Source organism: Gammaproteobacteria bacterium, from assembly GCA_029881255.1.
Taxonomy (GTDB): domain Bacteria; phylum Pseudomonadota; class Gammaproteobacteria; order S012-40; family S012-40; genus JAOUMY01.
Map to the genome: position 1 here is coordinate 123,664 of JAOUMY010000010.1, position 22,369 is coordinate 146,032.

A 22,369-nucleotide genomic window follows, 5' to 3' on the forward strand; every position below is an offset into this window, starting at 1 on the left:
TTGATTAAAATTGGCAGCTCACAGATTTACAGTATCGAAGGGCCGTGGACAGATTAGCACTATGCATGCAGCGGGATCGTTTTCGTCTGCGTCGACAATTACAGCGGCTGAAGGCTGAGGACGACAAATCGCGCGTCGAGCAAGACATCTCCACGTCTGAGGCGGAATATGCACACCGACTGCAACATCTACCAAAGCCCACCTTTCCCGAAGCCTTACCCGTTAGTGAAAAGCACGAGGAGATTGCCCAGGCGATAGCTGCGCATCAGGTTGTCATTGTGTGTGGTGAAACCGGCTCAGGTAAAACCACCCAAATCCCGAAAATCTGTCTGTCTCTAGGTCGCGGAGTCGCGGGAATGATCGGTCACACCCAGCCGCGGCGTATCGCTGCGCGTAGTGTCGCGGCAAGAATTGCCGAAGAGCTGAACTCAGGTATTGGGCAACACGTGGGTTATAAGGTGCGTTTCTCCGATCAACAGGGGGAAAATACCTATATTAAGTTGATGACCGACGGGATATTGTTGGCCGAAACGCAGAACGATCGATTTCTCGATGCCTATGACACAATTATTATTGATGAGGCCCACGAGCGCAGTCTGAATATCGATTTCCTGTTGGGCTATCTCAAACAACTATTACCACGTCGCCCGGACCTGAAAGTTATCGTCACCTCCGCCACGATTGATCCGCAGAGATTTTCAAAACACTTTAATAATGCGCCAGTGATAGAAGTGTCCGGGCGTACCTTTCCGGTGGAAATGCGTTACCGGCCATTCAATGAAGACCGCGATGATGAGCGTGATCTGCAACAGGCGATTATTGACGCTATCGACGAGCTTTCACGGCAAGGGCCAGGTGACGTGCTGGTTTTTCTTTCAGGTGAGCGGGATATCCGTGAAACCGCTGAGGCCTTGCGTAAACATCATCCACCCCATACCGAAATCCTGCCCTTGTTTGCGCGGCTGACGGTTGCGGAGCAACAGAAGATTTTTCAATCCCATGCCGGGCGTCGCATCGTGTTGTCGACTAACGTTGCGGAAACTTCGTTAACCGTGCCGGGCATACGCTATGTGGTAGATACCGGTTTTGCGCGTATCTCCCGTTACAGTTATCGCTCAAAGATACAGCGACTGCCAGTAGAAGCCATCTCACAGGCTTCGGCCAACCAGCGTGCTGGCCGTTGTGGGCGCGTGAGTGCGGGTATCTGTATTCGTTTGTATTCAGAAGAAGATTATCTCAATCGCGATGAGTTTACCGATGCGGAAATTCTGCGCACCAATCTCGCCAGCGTTATATTGCAAATGACAGCTCTGGGTTTGGGCGACGTCAAGCGCTTTCCCTTCGTAGACAAGCCCGATGATCGTTTTATCAATGACGGCTATAAGCTGCTACAGGAGCTCAATGCCATCGACGATCAACGTCGACTGACGAAAACCGGAAAACTGCTTTCGAAGCTACCCATAGAGCCCAGGCTTGCGCGCGTGCTAGTCGAAGGGGATAAGGAAAACAGTTTGCACGAAGTCTTGATTATTGTTGCTGGACTGAGTGTTCAAGATCCCCGTGAAAGGCCTTTCGATGCGCAACAGGCGGCTGATGAAAAACACCGCCGTTTTCAGGATGAGGATTCGGATTTTATCGCCTTGTTAAAACTGTGGGACTACTTATCAGACAAGCGACGTCATCTTTCGAACAGCCAGTATCGAAAACTTTGTCGCGCAGAGTTTTTGTCCTATATGCGGGTAAAGGAATGGCGCGAAGTCTATACACAACTAAAGAAGCAGGCAATTGACTTAGGATTAAAAGTAAACCAGGAAGCCGCGCATTACGACGCGATACATCGCGCGTTACTGAGTGGGTTGTTGTCGCGGGTGGGCATGAAAGACGAAGACAAAGGATTTTTTGGTGCACGCAATAGCCGCTTTTTTATCTTCCCCGGTTCCAGTCAATTCAAGAAACCACCGAAATGGGTGATTGCTGCGGAGATCGTGGAAACCGCCAAGGTGTATGCGCGTATGGTGGCGAAAATCAATCCGGACTGGATAGAGCCGCTGGCTTTGCATGTGGTCAAACGCAGTCATGTTGAACCTCATTGGGAAAAACGGCACGCCCAGGTCGCTGCATTTGAAAATGTCAGTTTGTTTGGCCTGCCGGTGGTAAACCGGCGGCGAGTCAATTACGGCCCTATCGACCCTGAAACGTCACGCGAAATATTTATTCGACATGCGCTGGTCTATGGCGAATACCAGACGGACGCCGCTTTCTTTAAACACAATCGCGAGTTGATCGAAAAAATCGAAAGCCTGGAGGCCAAATCGCGACGTCAGGATATTCTTGTGGACGAACAACTGATCTACGATTTTTTCGATCAACGCATTCCGGCGGGTATTTTTTCCGGCGCGACGTTTGAAAAGTGGCGTAAGCAATTAGAGCGCGCTGAGCCGCAGTTGTTGCTTCTCAGTGAAGAATCGCTGATGCAACATCAGGCAGGCCATGTCACCGAGAATCGATTTCCTTCGAGCGTGAATATCAATGGTTTGCAGCTGGCGCTTGAATATCATTTTGCCCCGGGCGAACCCGAGGACGGCGTATCGGTCAAAGTCCCTGTTGCGGCTTTGAGTCAATTACGTCCGCAACGCTTCGAGTGGCTGGTGCCCGGCCTGTTGGAAGATAAAATCGTGGCCATGATCAAAAGCCTTCCCAAGAGTTTACGTAAAAACTTCGTGCCTGCTCCTCAGTATGCACAAGCATGTGTGGAGGTGCTTACTCCGGATGAGATTTCCTTGCGCGATGCTTTGAGTAAGCAATTACTCCGAATGACCGGCGTTAAACTTGAAGACGAAAACTGGAAGCTGGACAGCTTGCCGATGCATTTTCTGATGAACTTCCGCGTGGTTGATAGTAAGGGAAAGCTCTTAATGCAAGGGCGAGACCTCGCGCAATTACAACAGCAATTAGGTAGTAAAACAGAGGCGGTTTTCAGTGGTCTGAATAGTAGCGAATACGAACGTAGCGATATTCGTGAGTGGGATTTTGGTGACTTACCGCCGTTTATTGAAGTTAAGCATCAAGGCGTATCACTCAAGGCATTTCCTACTCTCGTAGAAGAACAGGGTATGGTCGCATTGCGTTTGGTGGATTCGCCGGATAAAGCGGAAAAATTGGCGCAAAAAGGCCTGCGTGCGCTGTTTATGGCCTGTTTATCGCAACAGCAAAAATACCTTCGGAAAAACCTGCCAGGTGTCGACAATCTGTGTTTGCAATATCGAAAAATCGGAGATTGCGAGCGGTTGAAACAGGATATTCTGGCGGCGGTATTTGATCAGGTGTTTTTGTTTGATCGCAAGTTCATCCGTACGCGGGCCGAATTTCAAAGCCGACTTGAGCAAGGGCGCGGAGAGCTGATCGAGCGCGCGAATACATTATGTGCTCTGCTCAGACAGATACTGGAACTCTATACCGCAATAGAGAAGTCTTTGAAGGGTTCGATACCAGCAAACTGGATTAATGCTGTAAGTGATATAAGACAGCATCTTAATTCCCTGGTATTTAAGGATTTCATTAGTACGACGCCGTTATCATGGCTGGAGCAGTATCCGCGTTATCTACGCGCGGTTGAAAAACGAATTGAAAAGCTTGCGTTGGATATAAACAGGGACAGAACGATGATGATGGATATCAATCCCCTGTGGGAGCAGTATCTTACACGCAAGGAAAGGCATGAAAAATTGTCTATCGATGACCCGGAATTGACACGATATCGTTGGTTGATCGAAGAGTTTCGCGTATCTCTATTTGCGCAGGAGTTGAAAACTCTGGAGCCGGTTTCACTTAAAAGATTGGAAAAGCAATGGCAAAGCGTGAGAAAAGAATAAACCTTTTCCCCTGGCACTGGGTGGCTGTAGCTTTGTTCTATATGTTGGCGCTTACTCCGGTTATGGCTTTGCCTGATAGACCTGAGTCGTTTAAGCAGGGCGATTTCAAGGCGGCTGAGGTTTATCTCGATGAATACATCGAAGAATGGATGGATGATGAATCGGTCCCTGGTGTCAGCATTACGGTTTTTGATCGCAATTCTTTTCTGTTGTCCAAAGCTTATGGTTACGCTGATCTTGAGGAAGACATAAAGACTAAGCCGGACACCGTTTTTCGCGTGGGTGGCCTCACTACCTTGTTTACCTCGCTGGCCATTATGCAGCTACAAGAACAAGGTAAGATCAATCTGCTTGATCCTGTCAGTAAGTATTTACCTGGGTTCGTCATAAACACGCGCTGGGCTACGCAGACGCCAATTAATATTCATCAATTGCTCATCCACTATAGTGGTTTGCCCGTTAGCATCTTCAAGGGCATGTGGGCGTTTAGCCCCACGACGCCGGAAGCAATGTTAGATCAATTGGCGCTGAGTTATGCCGCATTTCAACCCGGCGAAATTTACGCATTCTCCAATCTTGGTTATGTGTTGCTGGGAATGATAATCGAACGTGCTAGCGGTATGCCTTACGCCCAATATGTGGAACAGAACATCATTAAACCACTGGGCCTGAAACACACGGGTTTTTCTCTCACGCCTGAAATGCGTAAACAGTTTGCAAAGGGCTACAAGAAAGAAGAGCTCAAACCGGTTTTACAAACGCGAGATGTAGCCGCGCTTGGTTTGTATAGCACCAGCGAGGATATGGCGCGTTTTGTACAGGCGTTCATCACTGAGCAGAAAGTTATTTCCGCAGGCGCAAGCTCTCGCATGTTAACCCCACAAAACCGGCAGGTGCGTATTGATACCGGGCACCATATTGGTTATGGCTGGCAATTGGACGATGCAAGAATGAGTGGTGTAAACCATGTGGCCAATCGCTGGGGCAGCACCTTGCTGTTTCGAAGTCGGGTGATGTTGCTTCCTGAATTCGGACTGGGTGTCGTTATTAATGCGAACTCCAGTAAAGGCTTTCGTGTCGTTGATGAAGTTGCCGCCGAGGCAATGAAGGTGATGTTAGAGGTCGTCCAGGGCGTGCCGCAAAAAGTGGTTAAAGACGAGGAATTGGTGTTGGAGCCGGTGAACAATATTGCGCCTTTCCAGACGGAGTATTCGACCATGGCAGGCTATTCACGCATACGGCAAAAGGGTAGCGAGTATTACGCCAACATCATGGGCTGGAATCTCCATCTGCGTCCGCAAGGAAATGGCTGGTATGGCGTACAGTATGATTTTCTCGGTTTTCTACCGATTAAGCTCGACTGGTTCGCAAAGATTCGTATTGCGCCAGTTATGGTAGACAGCGAACCCGCTTTGCTTTCGCATTTCAATGGGCGCACGACCTTGTTTGGTTCGACTCTTCCCAACAATGCATTGAATGAAAAGTGGAAGAATCGTGTCGGCGAATACATGCTGGCGAATCCCGATGAGTTGACTGAGTTTTACGAAGTGAAAGAAGGACACATTCGTGAAGAAAATGGTCGACTGCTATTTGACTATAACCTGCCCTTCTTTATGGAAACGACGGTTACTCTGCCCCTGGTGCCGCTTGATGATAATCTGGCTATCATTCCCGGAAAGGGAAGTGCCTTTAATGAAGTCATACGCGTTGTTCGACGTGATGGCGGTGAGAGGCTGGTCTATTCTGGTTATGAATTAGAAAAGCAGGCAGACTAGTTTCTCTTACATCCTCTCCAATCCAACATTTCTCACTGTGTTATAGTCCCTGTAAAAGATCAACTTGAGAGGGAGTGTGCGTCATGTATGTGGTGACCAATCGTGTACCAGTGGCATCAGGTTATGAGGAAATGTTTGAAGACCGCTTCCGCAAGCGTGCGGGTCAGGTGGAGCAGCAGACCGGTTTTGTGCGCATGCACGTATTGAAACCTGTCAGCGAAGATACACCCTATGTGGTAATGACGTATTGGGAAAACAGGCAGGCATTTCTCGATTGGACGCAGAGCGAGGACTTTCGTGTCGCGCACCAAAATCCCATGCCAAAAGAAGCCTTTCGTGAGGGTGGTGGCCTTGAACAGTTCGAAGTGATTATTTCAGCAGGCTAAGCCGAGTTTTCCGGCACGCTGTTCACTGGCATCGGATTTGAATAATTGTGCTTCCCTCTGCTAACTTTTTAGAACAAACCGGAGCGTACCGGAGTCGAAAGTTAGGAGTATTTCCCCGCACGGGGATCAAGGAGGAAACATATTATGCGCAGGTATATCCGTCACCCGTCGGACATCCCGATTGAGTATAAGATTCAAAAAGCGGCTAGCGCCAAAGTCCAATGTCTTACCAATGTCAGTCTTGGTGGACTTGCCTTTACAACACCTGAACACATCGAACCCGATGGTGTGATCCTCGTCAAAATTCCCTTTGTCTCTCCGCCTTTTGAAGCCTATGCCAAAGTCGTTTGGTGCGTCGCGCATGAGGAAGGCGGTTTCGAAGTGGGAACAGAGCTCATGGATCAGGAAGATGCATTTCGCGCGCGTATGATCGAGCAGATTTGTCACATAGAACATTACAAGCGTGAAGTGGCAAGTTCTGAAGGACGAATTCTCAATGGCGAAGAAGCGGCAAGAGAATGGATAGCGCTGTTTGCAGCGGAATTCCCGCGCATTGAAGAGTCTGATGCGTAAATAGGGACAGACAAATTTCCTTTTGTTTATAGATGTATATAATATTCTCGGTTGCCTAAGTGGTGCTTGTCCCCTTATCATTTGTCGCTGAAAAAAATAATATAGGGCTGTTGTTAGGAGAAGTAAGGGATAGGTTTTAAGCTGCCACCAGGAAAATAGAGCAGTAAGGTCTGTTATTGATCGGTTTGAACATCTGCGTTTAGTTAATGTACATGTTCGTTCTTGGTCGTCTTGCGAATTTTGCTTCTAACACGTTGGCAATTGCAAATTAGTTCCATAGGAAGTACCAGGGATATGTTGTGATGTTCCCTAGTTGGACAAAATTTGGGTTTGTAGCGTGGCTGCTGATTTCGGTTCGCGTATGCGCAGCAACGGGGCGATTTTTTTGCTCCCGACAATTTGCGTGTCTGTCGAATTGCTCATTTCAATTCGTTTGCTTCGTTTCAAAACTTTTTCAATTGATGATGGCTTTACCGATGCGTCGGTTACGCCTTTGGCGTATCGTTGATGCGTTGGCTTGGCCTGCGCCCGTAAGAAAATGGTGGTGGGGGAAGAGTTGTAGATTGATTCAGGCTTTATCTCAAAGAATGACAATCAAAAATAATCATATACAAAAGGAATACGCTTTCCATGAGCAAAACTCTGATCCAAGGTATGAAACGCTGGCCGCTGTGGCTGCAAGTAAATTTGGCAATGCTTTTCGTTACTGTTCTGGTGACTCTGGTAGTAGGTGGATATATACGGGAGGAAGAATCCGAATACTACACTCAGGAAAATGATGTAGAAGGAAAGCGAGTATTGTCCCTAGTCGGTTTGGCTGCTGCAAAACCACTAGCGGAAAAGGATGATTCGGCGCTTCATCGCTTGGTACAAGACATCACATCACTCACTACCGATATTGTTGGACTAACAGTGTTTGACGATACGGGCAAGATTCGCACGCGATGGTCCAAAGAAGAAGATCTATCAACATCCACAACGGATTTGAGCAAAGAGCTGTTTGTCGATAATCAATTTGTGGGCAGTGTTCGCATCAGTTGGAAAGATGCCAGTGCCATTTCCAATGTTAGTCGCCATATTGATGAAATGCAGATGGTTATTTTGGTTTCATTTCTGTTTTTTTGCGTAGCAGCAACACTGGTTTTTCACAAATTGGCGGTGTCCCCGGTGAATGTCATTAATCGCCGATTACTCTCGTTGGCTGATGGCGACTATGATTCAAGACTAAGTTTATCCACGTCTGAAGAGATTGCTCGCCTGAGCAGCTCATTTAACAAGCTAAGTGACGTGCTGCAATGCCAGGAAGATGAAAGCCAGCGTATGCAAGAGTTGCTGGAAAACAAGGTGCATTCCAGGACGCGCGAGCTTGAGAAGCTGTATGAGCAAATGAAATATCAGGCCTTTCACGATGCTTTGACGGGCTTGCCAAATCGCATGTTGCTTAATGATCGGTTGCAGCATGTCATTGTTAGAGCGCATCGCTATGGCGTTAACGCAGCAGTGCTGTTTGTTGACCTTGATCGCTTTAAACAAATAAACGATTCATACGGGCATATGGTCGGTGACGAGTTAATCAAACGAATTTCCGGTCGTCTACGCGGAGCCCTGCGCGAGGAAGATACGGTTGCCAGACTTGCCGGTGATGAGTTTGTGGTCGTGCTTTACGATATTAAGACACGCGATAATGTTGAATCCGTAGTGCGGAAGTTGTTGAGGGCAATTTCTCGACCAATGTATATCGATAAGCTGACGATCGAAAGTGGAGCCAGTATAGGTGTGAGCTTTTTTCCTGAGGCCGGACATACGCCGGCTGAGCTGATAAAAAATGCGGATATTGCCATGTATCAGGCCAAAAAGAGTCTGCATAAGCAGTATGCATTTTACGATGTCGCGATAGGCAAAGAGAATTCACGGCGTTTGAATATCATGCAAGACGTGGCCTTTGCAGTGCGCAATAATGAGTTACAGGTGCAATATCAAATCATTAAGAACATCGAAACCAACCAGTGTTCTGGCGTAGAGGCACTGGCCAGATGGCTACACCCTGAATTAGGTATGATTTCGCCGGGCGATTTTATTCCTATCGCCGAAGAGATAGGCGTCGTGACGCAAATAGACTTGTGGGTGCTCGAAACGGCCTGTCGCGAATTGAGCGAGTATAATCTGACGCACAATAAAAATTATTTCATATCGGTGAATCTTTCGTCGAATACGTTTCAGTCTACGGATTTGATTGAAAAAATATCATGCATAGTTGAGCGTATGTCTACGCCGATGCCGGATGTTCAAATCGAGATAACGGAGAACACCTATTTGCAGGAAGTGGAGCTGGTGTTTGAAAATATTCAACGTTTGAAGACTCTGGGGTTTCGTATTGCGGTCGATGATTTCGGTTCCGGATATGCGTCTTTTTCTTATTTGACGCGACTTCCGATAGATACCGTGAAAATAGACAAGCAATTTATGCATCGCGTCACCAGCAATGATAACTCTCACACCATAGCTAAGGCGATAATCAATCTAGGGAATAAGCTGGGTCTGATGGTAATTGCCGAGGGTGTTGAAAACCAGGACCAGGAAAAATTTCTTTTGGAACAGCAGTGTTCGAGTGCGCAGGGTTTTTGGTATGGTTCTCCTGTTGGTATTCAGGATCTGGCGGTTGATTCGTAACGGCATAGCGGAAAAGTTGCATTTATATACGCAAACACTGCCCGACGTCGTGCGGTAGTGTTTGCGAAGTTTAATGACAATACTAAAAAATCGCTAACATCTGCAGGCCGAGAATTGGATCTACGGCCTCGGCGAGTTGAACCGCAAGGTCACGCTTAGCTGGATCCGAAATGCTGTCAGGGTTTGGGACACTCATCATGCGATGAGTATAGTTGGCAACGATGCGAGTCTTTTTGTTTATAAAGTATTGCAGGCCTAATGTGGCGTTGCTAAACACGCGTTCTTTGCTAGGGGTGTGTGTGGAGCGATTGTACTGATCCCAGCGGAAGTCGAATTCTATGTGCTTCGTAACGTTGTAGCCTATATGTGTGTAAAATCCCCAGGCTGTGCCATTGGCTTCTACGTTTATCCCGGCGAATTCAGCGCCGGCGTTTTTCGTGGCGCCGACGACGGCGCCGTCGTCGGTACCATTCAGGATAACGCCTGTGCCAGTAATAAATTCCGCCGCAGCGCTGAGTTTTCCTTTGCGAAAGGTGCTGCCCAGACCGGAACGTGTACGATCATATAATTGATTATCCAGCGTTCGCTTACCCATTTGCGTCCAGGCAAACATCTTCCAGCTTTGCATGCGTGGCCCCTCACCGGCAAAGACTTGCTCAGCAGAAAAGTAGGCATAGTATTCTTTTTGATTGTTATTGTCCTGGCGATTAATACCGTTGCCATTGCCTATCATCAGAGCATATGACGCTTGCCACTTTCCGAAAACAAACATGTCAAAAAGCTGGGCGCCTATGTCACGGAATGCTCCGCGTCCTGCGACCGGCTTGTTTACACTTTCTTTAGTCGTATGCGCTGTGGTGCCTGTACCATTAACAAACGTTTCGAAGAGCAGGCCGTCGGTTACACTGCTGAAGTTGATGTAATCAAACACATGTATGGCCTGCAAGCCTTCCTCCGCTCCAGGTGTTTTAAATTGACCAACTCTGAAACGTGCGCCCGGTATTTGGTTGAGTGTGATGCTGGCGTCAGTTAAATACGCCGAGCCGCCACCATCACCGGGCACTGTAAGCGCATTGTGGCCAAATTCCGCAAGAATGAAGTAATTGGTTTTGCCGTCGAGTGGAAAGCCTTGTCCCCGCACGCCAATACGTGCGCGACGAATATTCATATCCCAAGTGGATTTTCCGTCAGGGCCAAGTATGTTGGCTTGATAGCGCTGTCCGACATAATCGCCGGCTGGAATGGTAGTACCTTTTATATACTGAGCAGTGGGTTGTATAAACCCCCACACGTGAGCACGACCAGCGGCGGATGTGGGCTCTGTTCCCTGTAGTAACAGCCAGTTTGCTGCATGCGCAGGCAAGCCAGGATTCATGACAACGGAGATACAAATCACTGCGAGCGACAATTTCTTCAAATCCATCGGCAATTCCTCTTCAATCCGCTACAGCTCAAAGTCTATGGTTTAACAAGCGTAAACCCTTTGGCCGTAAGATCCAGTATGTGTATTACACCGGCCGAAACAATTTTGGCCTGGTTGTGAAGCGCAGGTTCTTTTCCCATTTGTTTGGCGAAACTTTTCAAGGTGTTGTTGCAGGCCGCGAAACGTACGCCACCATTGTTTACCAAGCCGTCAATGCGGTCCTTGTTCTCGTTATCTGCAAACAACAAGCGTAAGCCAGGCCCGAAGGCGACGATCTCGACATCGATTTTGTCCGGACCAAACACTTGAATAAGATTGTTAGCGACATTCAAAACAAAAGTTTGTTTGAAGGGATCGGCGTCGCTGATTTGCAGAACCACTTTTTTCTCGGCGAATGGTTTGTCGTCCGTCGCCATAACAGCGCTGCTGCTTAATGCCAGAAAACTCAAAACACTCCAAAGGGCTAGTTTGTGTAATAAACCTTGCATGCAATCCTCCAAAAATGCTTATCAAATATGCTGTCATGCGATGTGTATGCTCCGGAAAAGTCATTGCGTGGCTGTTGACGGCGCCGCGAGTAAGTAACTCATTATCGACTAAGCGTGGCCTTTGACCTCACAAACTAAACCTAAGATATGCATGGTCTTGGTCTTGGTCTTTGGTGACCAAGACCTTCACTATACACATTGCGTCAAGTTGTAAAACCCTGAAATATGCATGAATAGAACCAGGCGTGAATAGCAGAGAAAAAATTATCATTATTGTGACAATAAATAGAATGCAATCGCATCGATCTGATCGGGCGACATGACAGTTTTCCAGGCGGGCATAGCGCTCCCTTTGACGCCTTCGGAAATCTTTTGCGATAAGCTAGCGATAGTTTGTTCGCCCAGAAAGGCGGCTTGAGTAAGATCTCGTGGATGGGGAAGTATAAACTGGCCTATCCAGTTTTTGCCGCTGCCGTCATTTGCGTGACAGAAGGTGCAGTTTTGCTGGAATAATTGTTGGCCTTGCAGATAGCGAGGGTCTTTGTGGTTTGTTCTGGTGTCCATTTTTTTATCGTGCAGGGCGTATGGAGAGGCGCTACTCGTCGTGTCGATGTCTGCCGTTTTATGAGAATACTGATTGCGTGGATAGGATAGCGGCCTGGATTCCCACACAAGGCCTTGTTGCTTAACCGTAGCGCGGTCATGGCAGGAAACACAGGACGACATGAAGAGCTGCTTTCCTTTTCGTTGAATTTCGCTGAGACTCTCCCAAGGCGTGTCGAGCGCAATCTCTCCGGACACAAAGGGGAAAGCATCGCGATAGCGCTGGTGATTTTCCCAGCCGTTTTCGCGGCTGTGATAGACCGTATTTTTTTCTTTATTTTGAATAAACACTTGTCGTACAAATGAAACCACTTGTGTGATTTCGGCTTCGCTAAGGAGTTGCTTGAAACCCTTCATCGCCGTACCCGGTTTGCCATCTCTAACGGCATCGATCATTTGTTGATAGCTAAGATCACCTGGGCGGGTATCCAAAAACGAACGTGGCGGGGGGGTAAGAAAAGAGGCCGCCAATGTCTGTGCATCACCCGAGTATCCGTGGCAGAAGTAGCAACGATAATTGTAAATTGCGCGACCTGCTTCCAGACTTGCTCTGTCGCTATGCGCCGACGTCAGAGCTTTTTTTTTATGAAAGTGAGATAGACAAATTCGGCTATGTTGGCAACCTGCTGATCATTGAGGACAGTCTCCCATGCGGGCATGACGGTGCCTTTTTTGCCTTTCTTGATGGCATGAAATAAGGCGGGTCTGTCGAAACGTTGTTGCGTGTCGGCAGAAGTGAAGTCTCTTGGGCGAGGATAATTGAAATGTGCCCGTGGGCCTTTGCCGTCGCCCTGTTTACCATGACAGGTAAAACAATTGTTCATATAAAATTTTTCACCTGCTGCGCTATCACCGACTAATCCTTTAGGAAAATTGGCAGAAGCATCGCTAGCGGATGACCGTTCACTTTTGCTGCTTTCTTCAGACATGAACGAAGCGCGTATAAAGTCGACCACGCTCTCAATTTGTTGTGCATCCAATCGTCGTTGAAACGACATCATAGCGGTACCCGGACGGCCGTACGTAACCGAGGTAATCATTCGCTCACGGCTGAGTTCTTCTCGTGCTGCTTCGCTGGTGAAGTTGCGTGGCGGTGGCGTCAAACCGTTTTTTGCCCAGACGGCGGTATTGCCATTGTCGCCATGACAGGCAGCGCAATGCTCGATATAGAGTTGTTTGCCAGCGGGAGTTTTATCACCGGTTTTATGACCGACGAAATGCGCCATTATATAATCGGCCAGCGCCGCAATTTGGCTTTCGCTCAGGCGTCGCCCGTAGGCCACCATTGCCGTGCCTTTTTTGCCATCCCTTATGGCCTGTGCAATATTTTTCTTGTTTAACTTGTCTCGCAAGGCAGTAAAGCTACTCGCTGGAGGTTGAAGATTGGCTCCTGCCCGTCCGCGGCCATCACCTTCGTCGCCATGACAGACGCCGCATTGCTTGCGATACAAACGTTCCACATCGTCTGCCGCTTGCACTGGGGATAGCAGCAAAGGGAGTAGTAGCGAACAAATTGTAATAACAGTTTTCAAGGACACGGGATTGATACGTATAAAACAGTGGTTCGTTGCGGCAGGTCGGGTTTAATTGTGGCGTAATTCAGGATTTTGCGCTACCCTAATGTGCTTTGAAAATTCGAACTACCGAAAAAGCGTCCATAACTGTCGGATTCATCAATGTTTTTTAGTCAGGAAAAGGGTTCACCACGTAGCAGGGCTCGCTGGGGTATTGTGTCAGCTGTGGCGCTCGCATGTACCGCGTGGCTGAACATGACTCACGGTGAAGCGATTATTGGTGACCCGGTTCAAGGGGCTAATGATCCGATACTCGGTACCAAACACGATTTTACCGGCCTCAATAAACGCGCTGGCGTTGTCGCCATGCCGGGCGTGGCGTTTAGTGATTTTGGTAATCCCTGCGTGCACTGTCACATTCCGCCGGATCAGGCAGATTCTGATTCGATAGCGCTTGGGGCAATTGAAGGCTGGAACCGCTATCAACCGGCAACGAATGAATATCGCCTTTATGACAGCGTGCACCTTGATTCAAAAACGCGCACGCCAAGTCCGATCAGTTTACTTTGTCTTTCCTGTCATGACGGCACCATGGGTGTAGACATGGTGGTATTCAAGCCTGGCAATTTTGACAGCGCCGAAGACAAGGCCATGCACATGCGTATCAATTCGGCGGACAATACCGTGAGTTGCGGAAAGTGTCATAATGGACGCGTCGCCCACGACATCTCGATCAAGCATCTTGCGCAAGATCTGAAGAACGATCATCCCATCTCGATGCGTTATGCCGGTTTGTTACGCTCAGACGTTGATTTTCGACTGCCCCACACGCCTGGTGGTTTTGACAATGGCGTCAAGCTGTATGAAGGTCGGGTAGAGTGCGCGAGCTGTCACAACGTCCATAATCCTGAAAAAGACCTGTTATTGCGTGCTGACTCCGATCTTTTATGTCAGACCTGTCACACCAAATAAACGCCCGATTTTCGGCTATCGGTGTATGGGCATTTGTCATTGCTCTGTTGTCGGGCTGCGCAACACCACAAATTCGGCTAATTGATCCTCCTGTATATCCACCCCTACCCGCAGAAACGCGTTATGTCTACGAAGGATCGATTCGTAGTGGCAATAATATTACGGTGTCGACGTTTTCCGATCGCCTCAGAGAATTTGTGACGGGTATACAAGTTTCACCGCTGGGACTGGCCAAGCCCTATAGTTTGGTGGTGAAGAATGAACGGATTTATGTGTCGGACACACAGCAGCGCGCGATACTGGTGTTTGATCTGCAGCAGCGCACAGTCTCCAGTTTTGGCATGGAAGGTAAGGGCAGTCTGCTCAAACCGCTGGACCTGGCTATCTCCAAAGAAGACGAAATCTATGTAGTCGACATCTCCGCTAAACGGGTTGCCGTTTACGACTTGCAGGGGGATTATCTTCGCGCAATAGGTTCAGCCGATGATTTTCAACGGCCGGTTGGCATCGCCTGTCATCCGTCCAAGCCCTGGGTTTACGTGGTGGATGCCGGTGGTCTTGAAAGTGATAAACATCAAATTCTGATATTTGACAGACAAAGTGGCGCCTTAATACGTAAATTTGGTACACGCGGACGCGAACCTGGTCAGTTTAATTTGCCCCTTCAGGCAAGTATGAGTGAAGACGCGCGTTTGTACGTGGTCGATAGTGCGAATTTTCGCGTGCAGGTATTCGACGAAAACGGTGAATTTGTTTCCACCTTTGGGCAGCTCGGGCGTCGTAGTGGGCAGTTTTCTCGGCCCAAAGGGATAGCAACCGATAAGAATGGCAACGCCTATATTGTCGATACTGCGTTTGGCAATTTTCAGATTTTCACCCCGCAGGGCGAGTTGCTTTTATATATTGGTGCGCGCGCGACGTCTGGCGGGCCGGGAATGTTTAGTCTACCTTCCGGCATAGATGTAGATGAGCAGGGACGTATCTATGTCGTCGACCAGTTTTTCCGTAAGATCGATATCTTTCGTCCCGTTGAGATACCGCCGCGCAAGGTGTTTAGCTCACAAGTTCGACAATAGCGCGACAGGCTTCCCGTTCGCCTCCGGCTTTGGGCGCGGGTCGTCGCCAGGTTTTTTTCTCCAGTGCGCTAATGTCCGCCGCATACTGTCCTGCAAAAAACTGCTCACGCGTGATTTCGTGCACCTTTCCGAATGACTCGGCCCAATCCACCAGGGGGGGTTCTTCCGGCCAATCGTGACGGCGTACATAGAGCATAGGCACGCGGTTACACATGCTCTCGGCAAACATGCCGTATCCCACTTTCGTCACTACGACATCACAACTGGCAAGCACATCGACAAAAGCAAAACCGCTGTCCGCAATATCGATGATGTCGTCGCGATGTTTCTCTGCGCGCCAGGTGGTGATGTAAAAAAAATCTTCGGATACTGGCCAGTGACGAGTATCCATCGCGGTAGGAATCCCGCCAGGAACGATGAGTACAATTTTTCTGTTTGCCGCGAGGGGATGTTGCCTGATCAATTCAGGCTTGATCGATGTGCCTAAGGCAGAAAGTGCCGCTATAGGTTTTGTGTTGAACTCAGGCATGGCCATGGAAGGCTCCGGACATAAAAATCTGTCCGCCTGCTGGTAGCATTCGACGATTTGCGCGTAAATTCTGTTGGCTTCCTCACCATGGCAATAACCGGCGAAGATATCGGCCCAGTTGAGTGAGCACATCGCTATTGCGGGTATGCCTGTGATTTTCGCGGCGGCAATGCTGACATAAGAGATATTTGAAAACAGTAAATCCGGTTTCAATTGAGACAATTTTTTCGCTTCGTTTTGCATGGTCTTTGTCAGACTCGCATGAGCGTGCACGTAGTGTTGCAAACTTTTGTCACGATCCACATCGAGCGCGGAGTTCATCGCCATGCCGAAATCACTGGCGTGATTGAGTAATTCATATTGCCCCACAATTCGATGTGAGACCAGGTTCGCAGGTAGCCTGGTACGTAAGGTGATTTTCCAGTCAGGTTTGAGTTTTTGCAGGGCATTGATCACTGGCGCTGTCTGGGCAAAGTGCCCATAACCGTGTCCGGAAATATCAAAAACCACATGGCGTGACATCAGTCTTCTTCGTCTCTGCCATGCAGACTATCGAGTTGTTCCGCCCAAGTGTTCTCATGCTGTGAGATAAATTCGATTAACTGAGCGTTCCATTCGTCCAGTTGGCTGCGCATGGATTGCATATCTTGACCTGCGCTCATGTGTTCGGCGCTGGCGTATAGCGCAGTGAGGCTATCACGCAATTTCACGCTACTGCCCAGGGCATTTTTGAGTTGTTCCCGTGGCTGTGGAATCCAGCTTTTGTCCGCAAGCAGGGAGCGCAAATTTTCACCTGCTTCCAATAGGCGTTTGCGAAAACGTGGTTGAGCGCCAATTTTAGAAAAAGAAATGTCTCCCCAAACGGAAAGCGCGATCAGTTCGTTCCACGCGGATTGCAGTTGGCTGACGTGGTCAGCGTCGAAGTTAAAACTGTTTTCGACTACGGTGTGCGATAGGGTCATGATGCGCAAAAGTGATGAGACAGAGGCGAGTATAGCAAAACTACGCGGCGTGACACGAATACGAAAAGGGGGCGTTATTGCCCCCGTTCTCATGTTGCGCAAAAACTATCGGGTTTCAGAAATCAAATTCCTTTGAGTAGCCGACTACCAGGGTAGGTGCCGCATCAATAGTGCCGTCATCGGCAGTGGTGTCGGAAATCGTTGCGCTGAAATCGCCAGCCGCCAACGTCTTGGTCAGGGTTAATCCGTAGTGGAGATCCTTGGTGGATTTGGTCGCACCGCCACTGAGAGTGATTTTCAGCTTGTCAGAAATTTCATATTCGTATTCACCGCTGACATAGATGTCTTCTGACTCGATATTGTAATAGCCGGTCACGCCTAGACCCATGGCACTAAGACCACCATAGACTTCATAGAAGTTTGCCCAGCTAGTACCGGCGTGGGGGTAGGCGTAGTAAATGCCACCCAGGTCGATTTCCACTGGACCAAAAGCCTTGGAGAAGCCGCCATAAAAATCGACTTCTGTGTTTGCGGCGACGTTTGAGGTCCAGGTACCGATATACAGACCTGAATCGTGTTCGTAATCAAGACCGCCCGATACCGCTGCTGAGTGACCCGTTTGGGTCATGCCGCGCCACAGGTAATCTGAATTCACCGCCACGTTTCCAGATGCACCGGCATACACTACGTTACCCACAGACATTGAACCTGCTAACAGTGCACCAACAGCCAGATTTCGTTTAACGCTTTTCATCACTTCTCCTTATCCAGTTTCAATTTTTAAAAGTTGCATTAGGGTAATAGCAGTTCCCATGCCTATTTTTAAAACAAAGAAAAAATGCTGTAACAATAGTGAATTAGAGATAACTTTTACGGTGAAGTGAAGATTATGGGCAGGTTTAGGCACCACAGTGGAACGTGCGCACTAGCGAGGTGCTTCAGTTTAGTGCAGAAAAAATTGGGAGAAAGCGTCGAAGGTATTACTTGTGCGCGCAGAGTAATTCGTCGAGTGCGTAAAGGCGTTCGGGCGTGCCGATATCACTCCAGATTCCGGCATAGTGTTCGCCGCTAACAGCGTTGCGCGCCATGGCGGCGCGTAGCAATGGCGCTAAGGGAAAGCGTCCAGGCGAACAATTTTTAAACAATTGTGGGTGATAAATGCCGATGCCACTATAAGTCAGGCGTGGTTGACCTTCGGCGTAAACCCTATCGTTTTCGAAAAAGAAATCGCCGCGTGGATGGTGTTCTGGATTACTCACCATGACCAGGTGGGCCTCTTCTATTTTGCGGTTGGTAAAAGTGGCAAAGGGAAAGTCTGTCCATACGTCGCCGTTGACCAGAATAAACGGCTCCTCACCGAGCAATGGCAGGGCTTTAAAAATACCGCCACCGGTTTCCAGTGCCTCTCCTTCACGGGAGTATTCAATGCTGACACCGTAGTCGCTGCCGTCACCGAGTTTCTCTACGATTTTTTCACCGAGATAGGCCAGATTGATAACAAACTCACTGACACCGGCTTCTTTCAAGGAATCCAGATGATATTCAATCAACGTTTTCCCGCCCAGTTCCAGCATGGGTTTGGGAATATTATCGGTTAATGGCCGCATGCGTTCACCACGACCGGCGGCGAGTATCATGGCCTTCATTTCTTTAGTCCTGTTTGCATATCGAACACAGGTAATACCTTGTCTTTGATGATTTGGCCTAACGGGGCGAGTTCTGAATATCTTTCGACCACGTGCATCACATAGCCTAGCGTGCGTGGAATGTCTTTCAGGTAGCCCGATTTGCCATCGCGGTAATTCAGACGAGCAAAGATTCCGATAGCCTTGAGGTGGCGTTGCGTGCCCATCCAGTCGAACCAGCGTTGAAATTGTTCGGGATCGGTTTGTTCGATAACGTCGGCCTTTTGCAGGCGTTCCCGGAAATCGTTTACCCATTGCATCGTTCTGTCGACGGGCCAGTCTATATAACAATCACGCAGCAAGGAAACGAGGTCATAGGTTACCGCACCGTAAACCGCATCCTGAAAATCGAGGATGCCGGGATTGTTTTCATCCAATAACATCAGGTTGCGCGAATGGTAATCGCGGTGGACCCATACCTGTGGCTGGCTCAATGCCGACTGTGCCAAGGCTTCAAAGACTGAATGGAGCGCATCTTTTTCACTCGCGCTGATATCGATACCGATGTGTTTGGCGAGAAACCAGTCCGGGAACAGGTTCATTTCGCGCAACAATAATTCGTGGTTGTAGTCGGGAAGGCGATGGTCTTCCTGTTTTCCCTTTTGTTGCAATACGACTAAGGCGTCCATGGCGTCGTTATACATATCGTCGACGCTGTCGCTATTGAGGTGATCCAGGTACTGTTGGTTGCCAAGATCACTGAGCAGGAGAAATCCCTGGTCGAGATCCTCTGCGAGTATCTCGGGCACATGCAAACCGATTTGGCAAAACGCGCGGGCGACGTCGACAAAGGGACGACAATTCTCTTTGTCAGGTGGAGCGTCCATCGCGATATACGACAAATCACGAAACAACACCCGGAAGTAACGACGAAAACTGGCGTCGCCCGACGCCGGTACAATGGACGCATCGCGCAGCTCAACGGTATCGCTTAACCAATCGCGCAGCTGTAGAAAACGTTCATCATGGTCTTTTACGTTCATTCGCCTCACCCTGGTCCGAGCTAGGGACCGCTAATGTGGAGTGGCACTTTACGCCATCTCGTCAGACAAAAAAACCTTGGGGCGCACAAAATGGCGCTTTGGGTATGTACTTTCCATAAAAATGTAGAGGGATACACAGTGATTCAATAATAGTGCCGAATCTTGTGAGTAGCGGAATTGCGTGGGTGATGAGGTGATTTGTTATCCGAGGACGGCTTGTAACCTATTGTTCATAGTAACGTATTCGTCGGTTCCAGCTTCGTTGCGACATTGGGGGGGGAGGTCGATGAGGGAGATACACCTAGATCTATGTTGCTGTAGTCTGGCGACCACGGCTCAAGCAGAAGAAACTCGGGGCAGTGCCGTGTCTTGGACTTCTTCCTGTGGAATCCACAAAGTGACAGTAGATCCCTGGCCAAGGGTGCTCGCGATTTCGATGTTTCCGCCATGCTGTACCAGGATATTTTTGATCGTGGGCATGCCGAGACCAACGCCGAAACTGCGGGTGCTGAACAAGGGTTCGAATATACGCGGCAGAACTTCCGGGGCAATACCACAGCCGCTGTCTTCGATAATTATTTCTACGCGCTGACCCGACAAACGAGTATTGATAGTGAGCTGTCTGAGCGAATGTTCATCTTTGTTTTCGCGTATCGCATGAGAGCCGTTATCAAGTACGTTGATGATGGCGCGGCGCAGTCTTTCTTCGTCGATATTCACGAGATACTCGGGCGGTAATTGCGTGTCTCGTTTGACGTTAATGGTTTCATCGACATGGTATTGTTCGATGACGTCGTCGAGCCAGGTGTCGAGCGCAACCGTATTCAGGTTGAGCTCGGGCTGGCGCGTGTAGTCGAGCATTTCATCAATAATTTGGTTGCAGCGAAAGGCGTTGCGATCGAGTATGTCCAGCAACTTCTTCAGATGATGGCCTGTTTTCGCGTCTTTGCGTCGCAAAGCGTAGATGGCTGTTGTCATCGCCCCCAATGGGTTGCGTAACTCATGATTGACAGTTGCGGTGAGTTGACCGACGACAGCAAATTTCTCTTTCTTGATCAACTCTTCTTCCAGCCGATGACGGGTTTCCAATTCGGCTTTGAGGGCATCAGTAAAGCGCTCATTTTCCAGGCACAGGTGTAGCGTCTTGCGAAAATTCTGCATCACCGGTGATAACACCCGATCAAGGCGTACCTCCAGTTTGGGAGATTCTCGGGAAAACAACAGTATTGTGTGATGTTCGTCCACAGGAAGCCGCAGTCCGGCGCTATAATGTGTTTCTTTGCCAAATACAGATTGGATTGTTGTACTGTCCTCAAACACGCCGGCTTCACCGCACAATAATTCAATGGGCAGCTCAAGGTGTTGTCCGATTTTATTGCGCACGGCACCGCCACCAATCGCAAATTGCAGGCGGGCGAGAATGTATGGCGGTGGATTTTTCGTGTCTGTTTCAGGGCGTGCTATATCGGAAAAAAAAACGCCGCTCGAAAACGGCGTATGGTAGAGCAATCGTTGTAGTGTCTTGGTGACCAGCGGTTCTACGCGGGTTTCACCACCAGTGACCAGGGCGAGATCATATAAAACTTGTAAAACCTGCTCTCGCTTCATTCTTATCTACAGGGCACCGCGGCGATCGTGGCATTGTGAAACAAGGGATAGCTGTCCTGTTTTGATCCGCCGATTTCTCCCAGGGATAAGGCGCCGATGACGTGTACCGGTGCTATCTTATCTCTTAGTTCGGTGAGTTCCTGGGAGGATGATGCCCCCAAATGCATACGTCTACCCGCGCAGTAAAACACCATGAGGGCATCGGCATTACGTGAACTCAGCTGGTTTTGAATGCTGTCGGTAGTATCGGGGCTGTCCGCTGGTATTGCTTTCATGAGTGTCAGCATCGAGTTCTCCGGAACTTCACCCACGCAAAACAATGCGCCATCGTCATCCATTCCGACGGGTATCCGTATCAATGCCTCACCATCGGCTTTGACGATGCCAAACGGATAGTGAACGCCAAAGTCGTAAAAGTTATCTTTGTTGATTTCCAGATTGTATTGTTTTGCCGCCAGTTCCTGATAAACCTCAAATGCGGGGCGCCAGTCGATAGTGGATATACGGTTACCCATGGTGGAGGTGGCCGGCATCTCTTTTTCCATATACCGGTAGTTGTGTTCCACAATCGCGCCGTCGCTATTCGGTATGAGCATCATCAATGCGGCATTGGCAATAAAGCGATCATTATTGAACAGGCAGGGAATGGACTGGAATGTTTCGCTGCCGACATTGCTGCCCATGTATTTCACGTCATCTCCCCATTCCAGATACAGGGCGTCTATGACCGAAGCCACATTGGGAATCATGCCATCAAATAACATTAGCACCGAATTGGTGTCCGAATTTTCATCGATTGGAAATTTTTCAGTAATTAACGCGGCGATTTCTGTGGCGTCAGCTTGCTCAGGTATACTGATCAGGCTGTTGGTAGGCATCTTGGGCAGCAGCATGTACAGGGCGCCGGTATTATTCATCACGCCGTCGACAATGACTTCGGGAAATACGCCGCCCACCACAGGAAAGTTGTTCGCTTTTGCTGCCTGTTGTACGCGTGAGATAGAATCTTTATCTCGCTCTGCTACGTAAACTAGCGCACCGCCTTGCGGATGTTTACTCGACCATTCTTGCAATAACGCGTTTATGGCGTTTTCATCGTTTTGATCCAGATATCGATATTCCATTGCATTCTCCCGGGGAGTTTAATGGGTTCGGTGTCGTTAACAACGCTGTTTAGATTATCTTATTACACAGATTATCGACGCGAATTGTGAGCATTTACAGCGAATAAACAATTGTTTACTAAATAA

18 protein-coding genes are annotated in these 22,369 nt (G+C 48.8%); 7 read left to right on the forward strand and 11 right to left on the reverse strand.

Annotated features, from left to right (window positions below):
• The first annotated feature begins 44 nt into the window (after nt 1–44).
• The 5 genes from hrpA (at nt 45) to OEZ43_16845 (ending at nt 9,276) form a co-directional block, all read left to right on the forward strand.
• A complete protein-coding gene (gene hrpA, locus OEZ43_16825) occupies nt 45–3,872 on the forward strand; it encodes an ATP-dependent RNA helicase HrpA (GenBank protein ID MDH5547251.1) in 3,828 nt (1,275 codons plus the stop codon).
• Nucleotides 3,848–5,647, forward strand: coding sequence for a beta-lactamase family protein (locus OEZ43_16830; protein MDH5547252.1), 1,800 nt, complete (start codon nt 3,848–3,850; stop codon nt 5,645–5,647). Before hrpA ends, OEZ43_16830 begins: the two co-directional genes overlap by 25 nt.
• A gap of 83 nt (nt 5,648–5,730) precedes the next feature.
• A complete protein-coding gene (locus tag OEZ43_16835) occupies nt 5,731–6,033 on the forward strand; it encodes an antibiotic biosynthesis monooxygenase (GenBank protein MDH5547253.1) in 303 nt (100 codons plus the stop codon).
• A 144-nt stretch (nt 6,034–6,177) separates the two neighbouring features.
• Entirely contained in the window at nt 6,178–6,606 is a 429-nt protein-coding gene (locus OEZ43_16840) for a PilZ domain-containing protein (protein MDH5547254.1), read from the forward strand.
• Nucleotides 6,607–7,236: 630 nt separating this feature from the next.
• The gene (locus OEZ43_16845) at nt 7,237–9,276 is read left to right on the forward strand and encodes an EAL domain-containing protein (GenBank protein MDH5547255.1); all 2,040 of its coding nucleotides are present in this window, start codon (nt 7,237–7,239) and stop codon (nt 9,274–9,276) included.
• An 82-nt stretch (nt 9,277–9,358) separates the two neighbouring features.
• Here OEZ43_16845 and OEZ43_16850 read toward each other — a convergent pair whose 3' ends face one another.
• The 4 genes from OEZ43_16850 to OEZ43_16865 all read right to left on the reverse strand — a co-directional run bounded on the left by OEZ43_16850 (nt 9,359) and on the right by OEZ43_16865 (nt 13,250).
• Nucleotides 9,359–10,699: an OprO/OprP family phosphate-selective porin gene (locus tag OEZ43_16850; protein ID MDH5547256.1), complete on the reverse strand. Its 1,341-nt coding sequence runs from the start codon at nt 10,697–10,699 to the stop codon at nt 9,359–9,361.
• Nucleotides 10,700–10,734: 35 nt separating this feature from the next.
• Nucleotides 10,735–11,187 carry a hypothetical protein gene (locus tag OEZ43_16855; protein MDH5547257.1) on the reverse strand — a complete coding sequence of 151 codons (453 nt, stop codon included), beginning with the start codon at nt 11,185–11,187 and terminating at the stop codon, nt 10,735–10,737.
• Nucleotides 11,188–11,457: 270 nt separating this feature from the next.
• A complete protein-coding gene (locus tag OEZ43_16860; GenBank protein ID MDH5547258.1) occupies nt 11,458–12,396 on the reverse strand; it encodes a c-type cytochrome in 939 nt (312 codons plus the stop codon).
• Nucleotides 12,360–13,250: a c-type cytochrome gene (locus tag OEZ43_16865; protein ID MDH5547259.1), complete on the reverse strand. Its 891-nt coding sequence runs from the start codon at nt 13,248–13,250 to the stop codon at nt 12,360–12,362. Before OEZ43_16865 ends, OEZ43_16860 begins: the two co-directional genes overlap by 37 nt.
• Before the next feature lie 216 nt (nt 13,251–13,466).
• Here OEZ43_16865 and OEZ43_16870 point away from each other — a divergent pair, with 216 nt between their 5' ends.
• Nucleotides 13,467–14,276 (forward strand): cytochrome c3 family protein, encoded by an 810-nt coding sequence (locus tag OEZ43_16870; GenBank protein MDH5547260.1) that lies wholly within the window; start codon nt 13,467–13,469, stop codon nt 14,274–14,276.
• Entirely contained in the window at nt 14,252–15,352 is a 1,101-nt protein-coding gene (locus OEZ43_16875) for a 6-bladed beta-propeller (GenBank protein MDH5547261.1), read from the forward strand. Before OEZ43_16870 ends, OEZ43_16875 begins: the two co-directional genes overlap by 25 nt.
• Here OEZ43_16875 and OEZ43_16880 read toward each other — a convergent pair.
• From OEZ43_16880 to OEZ43_16910, 7 genes are all read right to left on the reverse strand, one after another.
• Nucleotides 15,330–16,403: a hypothetical protein gene (locus OEZ43_16880; protein ID MDH5547262.1), complete on the reverse strand. Its 1,074-nt coding sequence runs from the start codon at nt 16,401–16,403 to the stop codon at nt 15,330–15,332. The genes OEZ43_16875 and OEZ43_16880 overlap by 23 nt on opposite strands.
• Nucleotides 16,403–16,945: a hypothetical protein gene (locus tag OEZ43_16885; GenBank protein MDH5547263.1), complete on the reverse strand. Its 543-nt coding sequence runs from the start codon at nt 16,943–16,945 to the stop codon at nt 16,403–16,405. Before OEZ43_16885 ends, OEZ43_16880 begins: the two co-directional genes overlap by 1 nt.
• Before the next feature lie 13 nt (nt 16,946–16,958).
• Nucleotides 16,959–17,597, reverse strand: coding sequence for a TorF family putative porin (locus tag OEZ43_16890; GenBank protein MDH5547264.1), 639 nt, complete (start codon nt 17,595–17,597; stop codon nt 16,959–16,961).
• A gap of 226 nt (nt 17,598–17,823) precedes the next feature.
• Nucleotides 17,824–18,489, reverse strand: a complete 666-nt coding sequence (locus OEZ43_16895; GenBank protein MDH5547265.1) for a nucleotidyltransferase family protein — start codon at nt 18,487–18,489, stop codon at nt 17,824–17,826.
• Nucleotides 18,486–19,511, reverse strand: coding sequence for a phosphotransferase (locus OEZ43_16900; protein MDH5547266.1), 1,026 nt, complete (start codon nt 19,509–19,511; stop codon nt 18,486–18,488). The genes OEZ43_16895 and OEZ43_16900 overlap by 4 nt, the downstream gene beginning before the upstream one ends.
• Nucleotides 19,512–19,847: 336 nt before the next feature.
• Complete coding sequence (locus tag OEZ43_16905) at nt 19,848–21,119, reverse strand: ATP-binding protein (protein MDH5547267.1); 1,272 nt, start codon at nt 21,117–21,119, stop codon at nt 19,848–19,850.
• A gap of 2 nt (nt 21,120–21,121) precedes the next feature.
• Nucleotides 21,122–22,243, reverse strand: a complete 1,122-nt coding sequence (locus tag OEZ43_16910; protein MDH5547268.1) for an FIST C-terminal domain-containing protein — start codon at nt 22,241–22,243, stop codon at nt 21,122–21,124.
• Nucleotides 22,244–22,369 lie beyond the last annotated feature (126 nt).

Bases quoted from the DNA above. Each gene is read 5' to 3' on its own strand.
- OEZ43_16830 (MDH5547252.1), top strand. From the start codon at position 3,848: ATGGCAAAGCGTGAGAAAAGAATAAACCTTTTCCCCTGGCACTGGGTG.
- OEZ43_16835 (MDH5547253.1), top strand. From the start codon at position 5,731: ATGTATGTGGTGACCAATCGTGTACCAGTGGCATCAGGTTATGAGGAA.
- OEZ43_16840 (MDH5547254.1), top strand. From the start codon at position 6,178: ATGCGCAGGTATATCCGTCACCCGTCGGACATCCCGATTGAGTATAAG.
- OEZ43_16845 (MDH5547255.1), top strand. From the start codon at position 7,237: ATGAGCAAAACTCTGATCCAAGGTATGAAACGCTGGCCGCTGTGGCTG.
- OEZ43_16850 (MDH5547256.1), bottom strand. From the start codon at position 10,699: ATGGATTTGAAGAAATTGTCGCTCGCAGTGATTTGTATCTCCGTTGTC.
- OEZ43_16855 (MDH5547257.1), bottom strand. From the start codon at position 11,187: ATGCAAGGTTTATTACACAAACTAGCCCTTTGGAGTGTTTTGAGTTTT.
- OEZ43_16870 (MDH5547260.1), top strand. From the start codon at position 13,467: ATGTTTTTTAGTCAGGAAAAGGGTTCACCACGTAGCAGGGCTCGCTGG.
- OEZ43_16875 (MDH5547261.1), top strand. From the start codon at position 14,252: ATGTCAGACCTGTCACACCAAATAAACGCCCGATTTTCGGCTATCGGT.
- OEZ43_16880 (MDH5547262.1), bottom strand. From the start codon at position 16,403: ATGTCACGCCATGTGGTTTTTGATATTTCCGGACACGGTTATGGGCAC.
- OEZ43_16890 (MDH5547264.1), bottom strand. From the start codon at position 17,597: ATGAAAAGCGTTAAACGAAATCTGGCTGTTGGTGCACTGTTAGCAGGT.
- OEZ43_16895 (MDH5547265.1), bottom strand. From the start codon at position 18,489: ATGAAGGCCATGATACTCGCCGCCGGTCGTGGTGAACGCATGCGGCCA.
- OEZ43_16900 (MDH5547266.1), bottom strand. From the start codon at position 19,511: ATGAACGTAAAAGACCATGATGAACGTTTTCTACAGCTGCGCGATTGG.
- OEZ43_16905 (MDH5547267.1), bottom strand. From the start codon at position 21,119: ATGAAGCGAGAGCAGGTTTTACAAGTTTTATATGATCTCGCCCTGGTC.
- OEZ43_16910 (MDH5547268.1), bottom strand. From the start codon at position 22,243: ATGGAATATCGATATCTGGATCAAAACGATGAAAACGCCATAAACGCG.